Origin of the sequence: Psychrobacter sp. TB67 (genome assembly GCF_000511065.1) — a bacterium.
GTDB classification, from domain to species: Bacteria; Pseudomonadota; Gammaproteobacteria; order Pseudomonadales; family Moraxellaceae; genus Psychrobacter; species Psychrobacter okhotskensis.
On record NZ_AYYA01000071.1, the window covers coordinates 20,004 to 35,584 of the forward strand.

Annotated in this window: 13 protein-coding genes; 4 read left to right on the forward strand and 9 right to left on the reverse strand. The window is 42.7% G+C overall.

The window, feature by feature from the left end; genetic code table 11:
* Positions 1–54: 54 nt before the first annotated feature.
* The 7 genes from W293_RS0113425 to W293_RS0113455 all read right to left on the reverse strand — a co-directional run bounded on the left by W293_RS0113425 (position 55) and on the right by W293_RS0113455 (position 6,829).
* Positions 55–1,035, reverse strand: coding sequence for a zinc-binding dehydrogenase (locus W293_RS0113425; protein WP_025652921.1), 981 nt, complete (start codon positions 1,033–1,035; stop codon positions 55–57).
* Positions 1,036–1,310: 275 nt separating this feature from the next.
* Positions 1,311–2,288 carry a zinc-binding dehydrogenase gene (locus W293_RS0113430; RefSeq protein ID WP_025652922.1) on the reverse strand — a complete coding sequence of 326 codons (978 nt, stop codon included), beginning with the start codon at positions 2,286–2,288 and terminating at the stop codon, positions 1,311–1,313.
* 59 nt (positions 2,289–2,347) lie between these two features.
* Positions 2,348–3,289, reverse strand: coding sequence for an NADP-dependent oxidoreductase (locus W293_RS0113435; RefSeq protein ID WP_025652923.1), 942 nt, complete (start codon positions 3,287–3,289; stop codon positions 2,348–2,350).
* Between the two features lie 142 nt (positions 3,290–3,431).
* Positions 3,432–4,145 (reverse strand): GDYXXLXY domain-containing protein, encoded by a 714-nt coding sequence (locus tag W293_RS16520; RefSeq protein WP_025652924.1) that lies wholly within the window; start codon positions 4,143–4,145, stop codon positions 3,432–3,434.
* Positions 4,142–5,332, reverse strand: coding sequence for a DUF4401 domain-containing protein (locus W293_RS0113445; RefSeq protein ID WP_025652925.1), 1,191 nt, complete (start codon positions 5,330–5,332; stop codon positions 4,142–4,144). Before W293_RS0113445 ends, W293_RS16520 begins: the two co-directional genes overlap by 4 nt.
* On the reverse strand, positions 5,329–6,480 hold the full coding sequence (locus W293_RS0113450; RefSeq protein WP_025652926.1) for a DUF2157 domain-containing protein: 1,152 nt from the start codon (positions 6,478–6,480) through the stop codon (positions 5,329–5,331). The genes W293_RS0113445 and W293_RS0113450 overlap by 4 nt, the downstream gene beginning before the upstream one ends.
* 94 nt (positions 6,481–6,574) lie before the next feature.
* Complete coding sequence (locus W293_RS0113455; RefSeq protein WP_025652927.1) at positions 6,575–6,829, reverse strand: DUF2798 domain-containing protein; 255 nt, start codon at positions 6,827–6,829, stop codon at positions 6,575–6,577.
* 280 nt (positions 6,830–7,109) lie between these two features.
* On the opposite strand from W293_RS0113455, the gene W293_RS0113460 reads away from it, so the two are divergent.
* Entirely contained in the window at positions 7,110–7,829 is a 720-nt protein-coding gene (locus W293_RS0113460; RefSeq protein ID WP_025652928.1) for an aspartate/glutamate racemase family protein, read from the forward strand.
* A gap of 43 nt (positions 7,830–7,872) precedes the next feature.
* Here the strand turns inward: W293_RS0113460 and W293_RS0113465 are convergent, their stop codons facing one another.
* Positions 7,873–9,405, reverse strand: coding sequence for an MATE family efflux transporter (locus W293_RS0113465; protein WP_025652929.1), 1,533 nt, complete (start codon positions 9,403–9,405; stop codon positions 7,873–7,875).
* Between the two features lie 588 nt (positions 9,406–9,993).
* Here W293_RS0113465 and W293_RS0113470 point away from each other — a divergent pair.
* Positions 9,994–10,941: an alpha/beta hydrolase gene (locus tag W293_RS0113470; RefSeq protein ID WP_025652930.1), complete on the forward strand. Its 948-nt coding sequence runs from the start codon at positions 9,994–9,996 to the stop codon at positions 10,939–10,941.
* 100 nt (positions 10,942–11,041) lie between these two features.
* Here W293_RS0113470 and W293_RS0113475 read toward each other — a convergent pair whose 3' ends face one another.
* Complete coding sequence (locus W293_RS0113475; protein ID WP_025652931.1) at positions 11,042–12,085, reverse strand: NAD(P)H-dependent flavin oxidoreductase; 1,044 nt, start codon at positions 12,083–12,085, stop codon at positions 11,042–11,044.
* 198 nt (positions 12,086–12,283) lie between these two features.
* Between W293_RS0113475 and W293_RS0113480 the strand changes: the two genes are divergently transcribed.
* Positions 12,284–13,471 (forward strand): hypothetical protein, encoded by a 1,188-nt coding sequence (locus tag W293_RS0113480; protein ID WP_156915657.1) that lies wholly within the window; start codon positions 12,284–12,286, stop codon positions 13,469–13,471.
* Entirely contained in the window at positions 13,461–15,536 is a 2,076-nt protein-coding gene (locus W293_RS0113485; RefSeq protein WP_025652933.1) for an ATP-binding protein, read from the forward strand. Before W293_RS0113480 ends, W293_RS0113485 begins: the two co-directional genes overlap by 11 nt.
* Positions 15,537–15,581: the final 45 nt, after the last annotated feature.

Here is a 15,581-nt window from a genome sequence, read left to right on the forward strand (position 1 = left end):
GTCTGGATCCTCTTGTATTGCTCTTTTATTTGAGTGGATTTATAACGAACTATATTAAGGTTTTAACAATACTTTGCCCTTTTTGCCAGATTGCACCTTACCAGATACTGCTTCTTTAATATTATCCAGCGTATAGATGCCGCCTGTTGGTAGCTTTAACTTACCGCTAGCGGCGCGCTCGATAAGCTCTTTTATTAAACGGCTTTTATTATCCGCATCCATCTTTTGCATCAATGCACCGCCCCAAAATCCTTTGAGTGTCGCTTGCTTAAAGATGAGATGAGTCGGATTGAGCGCGAGTGGCTGACCAGACATCGCACCCACTGCTGCTATGATGCCGCCATGACCGAGCAAGCTTAGTAAGTCACCACCAGACTGACCGCCGACAGAGTCGACCGCACCGCTTATTTTTGCATCGCCGATAAGTTGACGGACTTGATCTTTCCAGTCATCATCATCGCTCACCACGTTGTTTTCGGTGATACCAATTTCGGTCAGCTCGTTTGCTGACTCTTTACTACGCACGACGTTGATGGTATTGATACCGCGCTCAGCTGCCAACATCGCAAGCGATTCACCAACTGCGCCATTGGCGGCATTTTGAATGACCCATTGACCTTTTTCTAGTTCTAAAAACTCAATGAGCATCAAGGCGCTCATCGGCATGGCAATAAGCTGCGCGGCCATTTCATCATCGATGGCGTCCGGTATAGGAATGACGCTACTGGCAGGCGCGGTGAAGTACTCGGCCCACGTGCCTTCGACACCGGTGACCACCACACGTTGACCCGCTTCCATACCTTTGACGCCATCGCCGATAGCATCAACAGTACCCACGGCTTCGCTACCAGCAAGTGCGGGCAGTTTTGGCTTGGTGCCATATTGGCCTTGGATAGTGATGAGGTCGTGGTTATGGATGGAGGATAAAATAGTCTTGATACGGACTTCGTTTTCTTTTGGCTCCGGCATTGGGCTGTCAATGATCGTTAGTACGTCTGACGGTTTGCCAAATTCGTTGTAGGTTACGCTGCGCATACTTATATCCTTTTTTATTGTTAGATAGCTATCGTTAATTATTAATCTTTAAATGATGGTGATTAATCACTCATCAACCTTAACAAGTAGGGCTTGATACCCGCAACCTGACTTTGGTAAATGAACGTTGCCCGCTGTTTATCAATATACTACTAGGTAAGTTATAAGCGGTAAGCTATAAAAAACTGTCATAAAAAATGGCAGCGCTCTCACTGTAAAGAACGCTGCCATTATCAATAAAAGTAAGGCTGGCTAAATGACAAGTTAACGACAGTTTAAGGCTTTAGCAGTACTTTACCTTTTTTGCCTGATTGCAATTCGCCATCGACTGCTTTGGTGATATCAGCCAAATCAAAAGTGGCCTCAACAGGTAGCTTTAATTTGCCATCGACCGCCCGTTCGATGAGTTCATTCACTAGGCGCTGCTTATGCTTCACGCTCATCTCTTGGCTAAGTTTGCTGCCCCAGAAGCCTTTCATTGTGGCTTGTTTAAAAATCATATCGGTAGGATTGATGGCCATGGGCTTACCTGACATCAGACCAAAAGAGGCCAAAGTACCATAGTGACCTAGCAAGGATAATAGCTCGCCACTGTTCTCACCGCCGACGGAATCAACCGCCGCACTGATGGCCTCATCACCGACGATATGACGGACTTGATCCTGCCAGTCTTCATCTGAGGTATTTATATTGTTTTTAATCCCCAACGCTTCCAATTCTTTTATTGCGTCACTATTGCGCACGACGTTAATGGTTTTGATACCGCGCGCCGCTGCCAGCATCGCAAGTGACTTGCCGACCGCGCCATTAGCAGCGTTATGGATGACCCACTGACCCGGTTGTAACTCTAGGAATTCAATCATCATCAGAGCGCTGAGCGGCATCGCGATAAGTTGCGCGGCCATCTCATCGTTCAGACTGTCGGGCACAGGAAATATCATGTTGGCTGAGGCGACGAAGTATTCCGCCCACGTCGCTTGTACGCTCGCCGCTGCCACACGCTGACCGACTTTTAAGCTTTTAACCTCACTGCCAACCGCATCGATAATGCCAACTGCCTCAGAGCCACCAATCGCTGGCAATTCTGGTTTAAAGCCATATTGACCGCGAATAGTGAGCAAGTCATGGTTATGAATAGAGGCGAGGATAGTTTTGACCCGTACCTCATTGGCTTTGGGTTCTGGAGTGGGACTGTCGCCGAGGCTTAGGACTTCCGTTGGTTTGCCAAATTCGTTATAAGTTGCACTACGCATAAGGTATTCCTTTTGTTTATTGTTTATAAGTGTTTTTAGATTAGGAATAGTTTGAAGATTTAAACCTCAACTATAACCTTACCTACGGTACGATTGGTCTCAACTTGATGGTGTGCCTGTGCTAAATCAGTAAAGGCAAAGGTTTTGAAGACGTGTGGTTTTAGTGTCCCTTTCTCCATCATCTTTTTTAGCGTTTGCATATCATCACCGTTAGAGGTCACATTAAAGAACGCAATATCGATATCATGCTGCTCGGCATAGCTTTTTGCTTTATCGGAGAACTGCGGCGTCGGTAAGGAGATGATCGATTTACCATCCTTGGTGACTTGTAATGACTTCTCAAGCACGTCACCGCCAATAGCATCTAATACAAAATCTAGATCCGAGACCAGCTCTTCAAAATCCTGAGTTTCGTAATCGATATGCTCATCCGCACCTAACGATAATACAAAGTCTTTATTATCAGCAGAAGAGGTTGAGATAACGTAAGCGCCAATATCCTTGGCAATCTGTATCGCAAAGTGGCCAACCCCGCCAGAACCAGCATGAATGAGGACTTTATCACCCGCTTTTATTCTTGGGCTTAATACTTGTAGCGCGGTCAAAGCGGCAAGTGTGGTAGCGGCCGCTTCTGCAAAGGAAGTGCCATTAGGTATCTTGACTAAATGCTCAGCTGGCGCGGCAACATATTCGGCATAAGCATTGCCGTGACCAGGGAAATTGACGAGTCCGAAGACCTTATCGCCAACTTCAAAATCATTAACTTCATTACCGATTTCAGTAACTATACCAGCAATATCCCAACCTAAAATCAGCGGTCTATCGGTACCATAGACTTGATCAAGCAGTTTCGGCATCTCGCGTATTTTTACGTCGACGGGATTAATGCTAATAGCTTTGACTTCAATCAATACCTCATTGGCTTTTGGCTTCGGCTTATCAACATTGCTCAAAATTAGGTTTTCAATACCGCCTGCTTTATGGAGAAGGTAGGCTTGCATAAGATGTTCCTTTATTATCGTTATAAGTAATAAAAATAAGTAGCAATTACCTTAGCAAATTGTCCTGAGGACTAACAAGGCAACTTTGGTTACCTGATGTTGTCACTGTTTGTAGGGATTAAACTTTGAGCATTTATTAGGTTTAATTATCTAAGGTTTTGTCATCATCAAAGACTTCTTCATCATCAAAGACTTCTTCATTATCAAAGGTTTCTTCATTATCCAAGCTATTAGTCTCGAAATTATTGGTCTCAAGGTCATTAATTTCGGGCTTAATTACTTTAAACGCTCCGTCCACCATATCAGTCAGCAAAGGCTCACCCTTATCATTGACGCGAAACAAGCCATATTCTGCCACCTCAAACGCTTCAGCATGACCTTCTTGGAAGAAAAAAGCATTGGTCGCTAGCTTCATCATGTTATTGCGCACGCGGTAGTGAAGCGCTATTTCAGTCGATGCTAGATGGTTAGGCTTAGCATCGACTAAACGGCTGAATTTACCGACGTTATTTTCATCTAAAGTGACGATGACGTAGCCTTCACTAGCATCAATATAGTATTCGTTTTCTGGAAATTTTTTGTTTAATTGGTTAAACACATCACCTTCTAACGCATAGCGCAGGGTCATATAATCGCCTTGCATAAAGCCGCGCGGATCAACGGGCGCAAGCTCTAATAGCACGGTGTCGCCAGTAGCTAAATGGGTCTCAAACTTTGCGACATTAACGGTCATTATGACTAATATTATGATCAAACCCAGTAGCGCAACACCGATGGTAAATGTACGCTTTCGCCACCACGGTAGTGGCTTGGCTACTGGCTTTTGCCCTAGTAATGAATCATTTATCTTATTCATGACAAGCGCTCCTTCTCGTTAGCCACTGTCAGTGCTTCGCTACTCCTTTTACTAATCGCAAAATAACGTTTTATGAGTAACCAGCGCATCAATAGTAAACCGATACCGATGCTTAGCAGGGAGGCGGATTTGATCAATAAAGAGGTATCGAGCTGATAGTAATACCAAAATATATAGCCGACTAATGCTGTAATACCTAGCCCTAATAGCACGCGCTGACTGTTGGCAACCGCGATGACGATGATAAGGCTGGTCGTCAGCAATCCTGAGACATAGATCGACATAACGCCCAATATAGCAATGGCGAAAATAATGATGAACCCTGCTGCTGATAGCAGTTTGACTTGATAGCGCTTAAGGATAAGCAAAGCCGCATAAAGGTTGGTGAGCGTCAGTAACCCTTGTGCAAGGTAGTAATTATAGCTAAAGGTGTCGCCATAACTATCAAGGCTGCCAAAGCTATCAGGGCTACCCCCATATTCAGCGGCGATAAAATATACCGAAACGCAGAGCAACATCAAAGCGCTGGCATAGGAGAGCGCTTTGCTAATATCAAAGGCCGCCGACCGCCATTTAACAGAAATGTGCTGTAATATTGAATAGCGCTGTAAGTTGGCAACGGCAGTCATAAGCGCCAGTAGCCCTAAGCTTAACTCGGGCAGGTGATAGAAGTTGAGTAGATAGATGACACAGCCCAGCGCTACCATAGCGCTTAATAGACGGTAAATAAAATTGGGCGTGACGATCGTCATAAATAGCTGTATAAGTAGCAAGATGACTACATTTACGGGCTGTTCAAGCTCATTAGTCAATAAGGCAAAGGCGATATACGCTTGACCAGCGACAGTAATCGCAAAGGCTAAGCTGTTCCAGAATGGGCTATGACGTAAATGGGCATTATAAAATAAAGACCAGCCAATAGCGCTCAATATGCTGCCAGTAAGCAATACTCCAATGATACTGTCAAAAATCTCAGTCTCAAATAATATCAACGTCAAAAACCCAATGAATAATAAACTGGCAAATATCCCACTAAAACCAAAAAGGATGTTGATAAACCAAGGAGTATGCTCTCCAGATTCAGTCTGGTTTAACAAGCTATCGTTCCCATTTTGCTTGTTAATTAATCCGTGCTGTTGTAATAGCAAAAGGCGACGACGTTGCTCATCGTTCATATCATTAGTCATAATTGCTCCCCTTTAACGATGGTATGGGGCACATTGTTTTCTTTTTTAAGACGAGCAACTTTGCGTAGCCAGACGACGGCGTAGGAGCTCATACCGATCAGTACCAGCCCTAATAATAAAAAACCGCCAGCGTCAAAATCACTCAGCAGTGCTTTGCCTAAAATAAAGACAACAACCGCAATCACTGAGCCTGACAAGTAAGTCAACATCAGCAAATCAGTCGTACGCTTGCGGAAACGCCAATGCATAAATACACACCAACCTAGCCACAAGGAAACCGCGACTAAGAACAGCAGAATATTTTTATTATCAAAAAAAGTGCTTATCGTCAGATAAGTGATGGTATACGTACTGAGTAGACCGACGACATAGGTACTCCAATGTAGGCTGGATTTGGCGGCAGTGCTGGCAAGATTGAAGGTGTCTAATTTGCTATTGGTAGTGATATCAGTAGTAACGCTAGACAGGCTCAAGTCAGAAAGGCTTAAATTAGATGTCTTTAAATTAGAAAGTCCTGAACCACGTTTGTCTTCAAAGCAGATCAGCCATAAATAAAAAGCGATAACATTAATAACTGTGATTACGGTGAATTGCCAAAAATCTTGATAGTAGTAACCTATGCCAAAAAACAATGAGGTGTCGATATAAAACAAAGTTACAGCATTAATAAGCCCAAGCCACAGCAGCCAAAGCGCAGGGAAACGGGCGATGATGACCCAAGGCGTAATCAATACGGCCCAACCAAAGAACAGCTGCCACGTATCAGCGCCAGTCTGATACACCTGCCCAAACAGCGCTAATAAGCTACCAGTAATGATGCTAGCGATCAGCAATAACAACTGCCGAACAAAGGCAAAACGACGCCGAAAGGACAGCGCCACATACAGCGCGATAGTGATGACCAAAGCGCCTTCGACCAAAGCGAACTTGGCCAATTTGCCCATATATAGCCAGTTATAGGCAATAAAGAGCACAAGGGATAATACCAACGCTACCGCGCCGATAATCAATAGCGCTTTATCAAAAAACTGCAGCCATGTGCGCTTGCTGGGATAAACGTCTAAAAATAGTGCGGCGGTATCTGCCTTTTCTATGGGCAGTGTACCTTGGCTGAGCAACTGCTCGATTGTACGCCTTGATTGGGTCATAGCGCCCTCTATATAAAAATGGTATGGCTTATCTTAGCTGTTTTTATATGGTAGGGGTGGACTTAAGTTTTAAAATTCATCTTGCTCGTTTAATTCAATAAAACTCAATTCTACTCAACACATGCTCTTGCACTAGGTAGGCGCAGATATAAGCGCTGGGCCACGCAAAAATAAAGGCCAGCCCCCACGAGTGCAATAGCTCCGTAAAGAAACCATCTATAAAGCCTACTTTGACCAATATCAATGCCGTCGAGATAATGAGCGACATCATCAATGCCATGAGTCCAGTAAAAATTAGTCGATAGTACTTACGACGGGTACGTATCTTAAAGGTAGAGGTCTCTGCCATAATATTATGTAGTCCTACACAGTTAGCATCATGCTTAAATAGCTGAATCAGCATGATTTTTTGATGGAGTAAAGGGTTTTGTGCCACTTTATTAATTATTGGCGACTATCATATCGTGGGATGAGGCATTGGTAAAATCGTTATTACTCATCTTAAAGTTTGCCATATCTTAACGACTCTAGTTTTTTCTTGAGAAAGCATATTTTTGATAATTAGCATACTAAAGCCCGCTAGTTTTGCTAAGATAAAATCGATCACCACAAACCAATAAGGCAGTAAAATGACCGCTAAAAAGCAACGACACTCTCAACAAAAAACATTAGGCATCATCGGCGGTATGAGTTGGGAAAGTACCGAGAGCTATTATCGTCTGATTAATGAAGGGATAAAGGATAAGCTGAGCGGATTACATTCAGCAGATTTGCTCATACATAGCGTAGACTTTGGCCCCATTAATGAGCTGCAAGAGCAAGGAGCGTGGGAAGAGTTGGGCGTACTCATGGCTAATAGTGCCAAACGTTTACAAGCCGCAGATGCCCAAGGATTAATGATCGCCTCTAATACTATGCACAAGCTGTTTAATGCGGTGCAAGACGTGACCGACTTACCTTTGATTCATATCGCTGATGCCACTATTCAAGCAATTAAGGCGCAAGGTCTGACGAAAATTGCCTTACTGGGCACTCAGTTTACGATGACTGAGGATTTTTATAAGCAACGTTTGCTTGACGCAGGCTTACAAGTAGCGATACCAGAGAGTGATGCGCGTAGAGAAGTGCATCGCATTATTAAGAACGAGCTTTGCGTAGGGGCATTCAAAGACAGCTCAAGAGCCTATTATATAAAGGTCATTGAGCAGTTAGCGGATGAAGGATGCGAAGGTGTGATTTTGGGCTGTACCGAGATTGGCTTGCTGATTAAACAAGCCGACAGCCCCATCCCTGTATTTGATACCACTGCTATTCATGCGGCAGCGGCAGTCAGGTTTTTACTTGGGTAATATTAAAGCCAGATCATCACTACTACGGTTTATTATGATTCGTTTAATCGCTACCCTGAAATTTTTGGCGCAAGCTTGCAACACTGAGTGAAGGTAAGCGCTTCCATGAAGTGGTCGGTGCCAGATCACGGCACGACGCCGAAGTGCCTATCTGAGCACGATAGCCCTCGCACCCTTGCGCGGCTTCTTCTTTTGACAAGTTTTCGCCTTTGCGCCAGCCACCGTATAGATATAATCCTGCCCCCATGACCGCGGTGGCTACCATACCTGCAGGGAATGATAACCAAAGCGCATCGGCACCCAGTAGTGGATACATGCCAAAAGCAAAACCAAGTCGCACAGGATACATCGAAATTACCATGACTAGCAGTGGCCAGATCACATAGCCGTTGGCACGCATCGTGCCAAAGAACACTTGCGCTATCCCAAAAAAGAGAAAGCCCCACGTCGCCATGGTTTGGATATGCCGACCGACCGGCACCGCTGCACTGTCACTACCCAAAAACAAGCTTAAAATAGTTTTATCAAAAATAGTCAGTATCCCAATCATAGTACCTGTCAATATCACGTTAAAGATAAGCCCCCAGCGGGTAATCCCTGCCACTCGGCTCCATTGATTGGCACCGATATTCTGAGCGACCATCGCACTGGCGGCGGCACTTAGCGCCATGGCGGGCATCTGCACGTAAGTCCAAAGTTGCTGGGTGGCGCTATAAGCAGCGGTCGTCTGTACGCCTTCGCGGTTGATGAGCGATAGCATGGTTAGCGCTGCGGTGGATATGACGATCATCTGTAATCCCATCGGCAAGCCCTTTGAAAACATCGATTTCAAAATTCCGAAGTCAGCACGCAAAAAGCGCAGCTCTGGCATACTGAGTGTCAGCACCGAACCACGCCAGTACATAGTGATGACCATACCGATAAGCGCTAACGTATTAGCAACTGCCGTTGCAACGGCTGAGCCAAAGATACCCCATTCAGGAAAAGGGCCTAAACCCAAAATAAGCGTCGGCGTCAAAATCAGATCAATCACGACCGACATCGCGATAAACCAAAGCGGCGTGGTGGAATCCCCCGTACCGCGCAGTGCCATCATCATCAGCGTAAAGGTTAGGGTGACGGGCATCGCAATAAAGATCATCCGCAGATAAGTCAAAGCAAGCTCAAAAGCAGTTGGCGGCGTACCGAGCAGATCGAGTAGCGTTGGGGCAAATATCCAGCCTATTGCTGATAACAATATACTGATGGGAATAATGCTCCCTAGCGCTGTTCCCATGGTGCGTTTAACCTTAACGTCATCGTTTTGACCCATGGCTTGACCAATAAAAATAGTGGCCGCCATACCGAAACCAAACACGAATGAAATCATGATAAACATTAAGATATTGCCGTTCGCCGTTGCGGCAAGCGCCTCTTCCCCCAAAAACCGGCCGACCCAAACAGCATTGATCGAGCCGTTTAATGACTGTAGTGCCGAGGAGCCAAGGGTTGGCAAGGCAAACAGCAGCATGGTTTTGGCAATCGACCCCTCGGTAAGGTCACGCGATTTGTCAGTGGAAGTAATAGTGTCGCTCAATGTGCATCCTTTTGCGCCATCCAAATGGGCTTCGGTTGATGGTAAAAAAGAGTCCTAACAGAAAATTAAGTAGCTAATCTAATAGTAGGGTCTGTTGAACATTCAAATGTGGAACTGGCAGTGGCTATTTTTTAGACAATACGCAGTGAAATTTTTGACGCCTAGTCATTCTAGGTTAGATAATTTAGCCATGTATTGGCAAAAAATAGCCCTGCCCTGAAAGGCTGATACTAAAATCACCCCAAACGTTGTTGTAAACCTAGCTAAGGTCTCGATATTATCGTCGGTTTACGCCTGATTTGATAAAAGGTTTGGGACTATTTTAGCAATCAGCAGTCCTGATATTTGAATGTTCAACAGACCCTAATGAAATAAACGTTAATGTAATAAAAACGCTCATTATAAATGACAATGCGTGTGGCATCTTGATTAGAAAGGTAATCAGGGAAGCGGTAGTCTTGTTTATCAAATGCAAAGGGATAATGTTTTGACTGCAAAGTTATCAATTAAAAAATATAAGCATAAGTTTGCCGTTAGAATCATGGTCTACAAGACACTTTCATATTACCTCTTAATAAGGATGTTTCGATGCTATTAAAACGCTTAGGCCTTGCCGCTCTATTCAGTCTATCAGTGGTGGGTTGTACGACTGCCCCCAATTCTTTAGCGGTCAATACCACGCAAAAAATTATCCAGTATGAGCGCAATAAGTCAGATTTAGAAGTCAAATCGTTGACCTTAGCTTCTGGCGACAAAATGGTTTATGCCGAAAACGCGAATGTGACGGGCGAGCCGTTACTATTGATTCATGGCTTTGGCGGTAATAAAGATAACTTTACGCGCATCGCCAGTCAGCTAGAGGGCTATCATCTGATCATTCCTGATCTGCTGGGCTTTGGTGAGTCTAGCAAGCCTATGACCGCAGATTATCGCTCGGAGGCGCAGGCCACGCGTTTGCATGAGTTGCTGCAAGCCAAAGGTGTCGCGTCAAACATTCATGTCGGTGGCAATTCGATGGGCGGGGCGATCAGTGTCGCTTATGCGGCAAAGTACCCTAAAGACGTCAAAAGTCTATGGTTAGTGGACACAGCAGGGTTTTGGTCAGCAGGTATTTCTAAATCGCTAGAAGGCGCGACTTTAGAGAACAATCCGCTACTGGTCAATAACAAAGAAGACTTCTACAAAATGTTTGATTTTGTGATGTATAAGCCGCCTTACTTGCCTAAGTCTGTCAAAGCAGTATTTGCCCAAGAACGTATCGCTAATAAAGAGCTACACGCCAAAATCCTTGAGCAAATCGTCACAGATAGTGTCGAGGAACGTGCCAAAATCATCGCACAATATAATATTCCGACGCTAGTGGTTTGGGGTGATAAAGATCAAGTGATCAAGCCTGAAACGGTCAAGGTGATAAAAGAAATCATCCCACAATCACAGATTATTATGATGCCAGAAGTCGGTCATGTACCGATGGTCGAAGCGCTTGACCAAACAGCGGATGATTATAAAGCGTTTCGAAAAGGACTAAAGAAGTAGTTGTTTAGGTCAAAAATACTTGTTCTAAACCAAAAAAGAAACATCAGGTAGACTGGTGTTTCTTTTTTTTGGTTAGAATATTGTCTCTACATCAAGAAAACTAACACTCTTTTACCAGCCGCTCTAATAATTCAATCGTCCGTTCTTGCCTGACCAAAGCCACCCCTTGCCCTGCCCATAGAGACTGATATTCTGCATCTAGGTTTTGTTTCGCATGTGCACGTAAAACTTTGGTCATGGCGTTTAATTGAGGGTAGGGCGGTAGTTCATGCGCGCTTTCAAATTGACCAAAATCGCGCAGATAATCGTTTAATAAACCGCGTGCTTGCTTCCCTGAAAACAGCCGAGTTAAGCGCGTTTCGCTACTGCGTTTATCTTGACTAGCATCCAGTAGCGCTTGCTTATAAATGTTATTAATACCGCAGGTATCAGTGGTCAAAAACGCCGTGCCGATTTGCGCCAGCTCAGCACCAGCGCTTTGAATCGCTTTAATCGCTTGCCCTGTCATAATCCCGCCAGCCGCGATTAACGGAATATCGGTACAGGCACGCGTTTGACTAATCAGCGTCAATAATCCCAATGGATCATTTTCACTTTGCGCTAACCACCCACCGCGATGCCCACCAGCCTCCACCCCTTGCACACATACCGCATCGACGCCAATCTCTGCCCATGCTTTCGCTTCCAATGGGTGATTGGCAGTACCGATGACACGTGTGCCTAAATCTTTTAAGCCTTGCACTTGCTCGGCGCTAATAATGCCAAAGGTAAAACTAGCGACAGGGACAGGATTGTCATAGAGCACTTTTAGCTGCTCTGCAAAGTTTGGCGCGGGGCGGTCAGGTAGCGCCATGTCTATATTGTTTTCTTGATAATAATCACTTAGCCAAGCAGGAATTGCGCTATCCAACGTAGTAGAATCATGCTCAGACAACACCATTAGATTGACCATAAAGGGGCGGTCGGTCAGCGATTTAAGGCTATTAATGTGATCATGCAAAACATCTGGTGCGGTCGTCCCACTCCCTAACGACCCCAGTCCACCAAAGTTACTCACCGTCGCCGCCAGCTCAGGCGTGGTTGCGCCTGCCATTGGCGCTTGAATGATCGGGTAGGTGAGGTTAAGCGTATTAAGTAAGCTCATAAATGGCTCCTTTTTATTAGGATATTTGCATGGCTTACTGTAGCAGAGGAAAGCGGTGCGCGTGTTGGATAGTGTTTATTTAGTTACTGAATAGGGCAGAAGAGAGAGTTTTGACTACGAAGTTGTAGTTAAAATATTTGACTACGGTTTTGTAGCTAAGTATTATAACTATAAATTTGTAGTCAAATGAGAAAGTTTATGAGTACTGGAATTGTTGTCACTGGAGATAAATATTTCTCTAGACCGAAGGATGAAAAAAGACTGTGGCGACAGATAGAACAAGGTTCGCACGTGTTATTACTTGCTCCGAGGCGAGTCGGTAAAACTTCGTTAATTGCTCATATTAAGAATAATCCTAAACCAGGCTACGCTGTTGTTTATGTGTTTGTCCAAGCTTGTGATAGTGAACAAACCTTCTACGAAAAACTATTACGTGAAATTTATCGTTCAGATCATGTTAAACGTTTTGACAAAATTAAAAACGCATTCATTGAGAAAGCAAAAAATATTAATTTTAGTTTAGCGCTCAGTCCTACTAATATTGACTTGGATTTGAATGGAAAAGAAGTCAAAAAAACAATAATTACCCATGAGGTGATTCGGGATCTATTATATGAAAGCCTAAAAAATGGTAGCGACACAGTCATAATTGCCATAGATGAGTTCCCAGACGTTTTAGAAAGAGTTTCTGAAAATGATGGTAAGCAAGGAGTTGAACACTTCTTGTCAGGAATCCGTGCTTTATGCCAAGATCCAGAATTTAATGAAAAAGTACAATTTATCTTAACAGGCTCGATAGGTCTTGATACTTTAGCAGAGAAATTAGGCGTGACTGACCGTATTAATATGCTATCCAGCGCTTATATTCGTCCGCTTACTGATTCTGAAGCTTTAGAGTTTATCGATTTTTATATGAATCGATACAATGCTGATTTGAGTTTAGATATGGAGACTAAAGACGCTATTATCACAGCTGTAGGCTGGAATATGCCTTATTATCTAGGGCTAGTATGTGGTCAGTTGTGTGATATAGCTGATGAAGAAGAACGCGCTATAAGTAGCATTGATGTAGAGGTAGCTATTAATGCATTATTCACGCAGTCTAATACTACTAACTTTGCACATTGGCGCGACCGCCTAAATCGATTAAGTGCATTAGAGCAAAAATACGCTTATCAAATATTAGATTTAATCTGCACTACTACACCAACCACTAAGGGTGAGTTATTCAATCTTTCTCAGCATCCTGACTTTAAAGAGACTTTAAATCACAGATATATTATGAATTGTCTATTGAATGATGGTTATCTCTATCAAGATGAAGCAGAAGTCTATCAATTTACATCTCCTCTACTAAAACGCTGGTGGGATCGCTATGGAAGCTAATACTATTACGCCAAAGAGTAATTCAGTGTTGCTATATAACACACAGAATGTTGATAGTGAAGTGTTGAAAGCTCGATTCAGTATACGTAAAAAGGAATATCAACGTATTTGGAAAGATATTCAGACCGGCTCTATGCAATCTCCTGAGATACATTATTTAGTTCAAGGTGTGCGAGGGGCAGGAAAAACTACACTGCTATCACGCCTAGCAAATGAAGTGGATGAAGATGAAGAGTTAAGTAGTTGGTTAATTCCTATTCTACTCAATGAAGAAGAATATGGCATCTTGTCACTATTCACTTTTTGGTTACGTATTGCTGAAAAGCTTGCAGAGCAAAGAGCTGATATATACACAGAACTTTTTGAGCAAGTCTCAAATTTAGATGACAGTGCCGAAATTGCTTGGGAATTGATACAAAGCCATTTAGATAAAAATGGGCAGAAAATAATAGTATTCGTTGATAATTTAGGAGAGTTATTTAAAGATTTTGACGATATTGAACATGCACAGCTTCGTGAAGTACTGAGTTTGCATCCACAAATTCGGTTGATTGGTGGTTCTAGTCAATTGCTTGAAGCGCATTTTGACGGTGCAGCGCCATTTTATCAGTTTTTTAAATTGGTCAATTTAAAACCGATCAACGAAACAGAAATGCACGAATTGTTACGCTCTTTGGCGAAACAAACTGGTGAAGAAGCAATCAAAACGATTGAAGAAATTATTACTGATCACCCTGAACGTATAGAAGCAGTCAGACGCTTAACGGATGGTGTACCGCGTACCATCGTTTTGCTATTTCAAATTATCATGGAAGGGGCAAAAGAGAGTAGCTATGCTTATTTAGAAGAAACGATCGATAAGACCACACCTTTATATAAGCATCGAATGGATGACTTATCACGCCAGCAAAAGGCGATTGTACATACGATAGCGATGAACTGGGATGCGATGAGTACCAAAGAGATAGCGGAACAAACACGCCTGCCAAGCAAGACTGTATCTGCACAGTTGGTAAAGCTACAGCAACAATGGATAGTGGATAAAATTGAAACGAATACCAAGAATCACCTTTATATTATTAAAGAACGATTTTTTAATATTTGGTATTTGATGCGCTATGGCAGTCAGTCAGATAAACGTCGTGTTCTATGGTTGACTCGATTTCTAGAAAGTTGGTGCGATGAAAGAGAGTTATCAACAAGGTTCGTGGAAGCTGCTTTCCACATTGAAAATGATCAAGCTAATGTATCTGATGTATATTTTAACGCACTTTTAGCTTCAGAAAAAATTGATAATGAAATTAAGAAGTCAATTATAAATAGTATAAGATCTAAAGATAAATTCGGAATAGTTAATTACCAAGATAGTAATTATAAAAATATAGAAATACCGTTAAGAGAGTTAATTAATAAAGATAAAATAGAAAAAGCTTATCAGTTACTAGAAAGTAACTTTAAGAAATTAACCATAAAAGACTACCTATTTAACTTGCACACATTGTTTTTAGTGGATCAGGAAAAATTTATTCCAGAGGTTTACGGTCTGAAGCTTTTCCAAAAAACTAACTTTGCTCCACTTGAAGCTTCATACCTATTATCTATTGTGTTTAACAACAACTTCTATGAATACAAGGAAGTTTTTTTCAAAATACTATCAGAAGTCATAAGAAATGTAGACATTGAATTAGGTCGAATAGCAATGGTGCATTCTTATTGCATATATTCTTTATGGAATAATGATTTCGACAGTTTCAAATCATTTTTCGAAAAAATGAAGAAGGTTGACTTTCTAGATGAGCTTTTACAAATAGATAATGAAGAGTTAGTATATATGTTTTTCGAAAATATCATTATTATGTTGCTATCAAAAGGACAAAATGAAATATGTTTTAGCATAATTATAGAGTCTGATTTTAAAGAAGAGTTAAAACCTTTTTATTACGCTACTATCTCTTTACTACCAGACGAACGTCAACAAGAGTATTTACGAATGGGTCCAGAACTACAAGGGACAGTCGATGAGATACTGCAAAAGGTTGAAGAGTTTCGTGTTAAGTACGCTTAAATGAGACAAAGGTCATAACCTAGTTTTGACAACCAAATTATGACC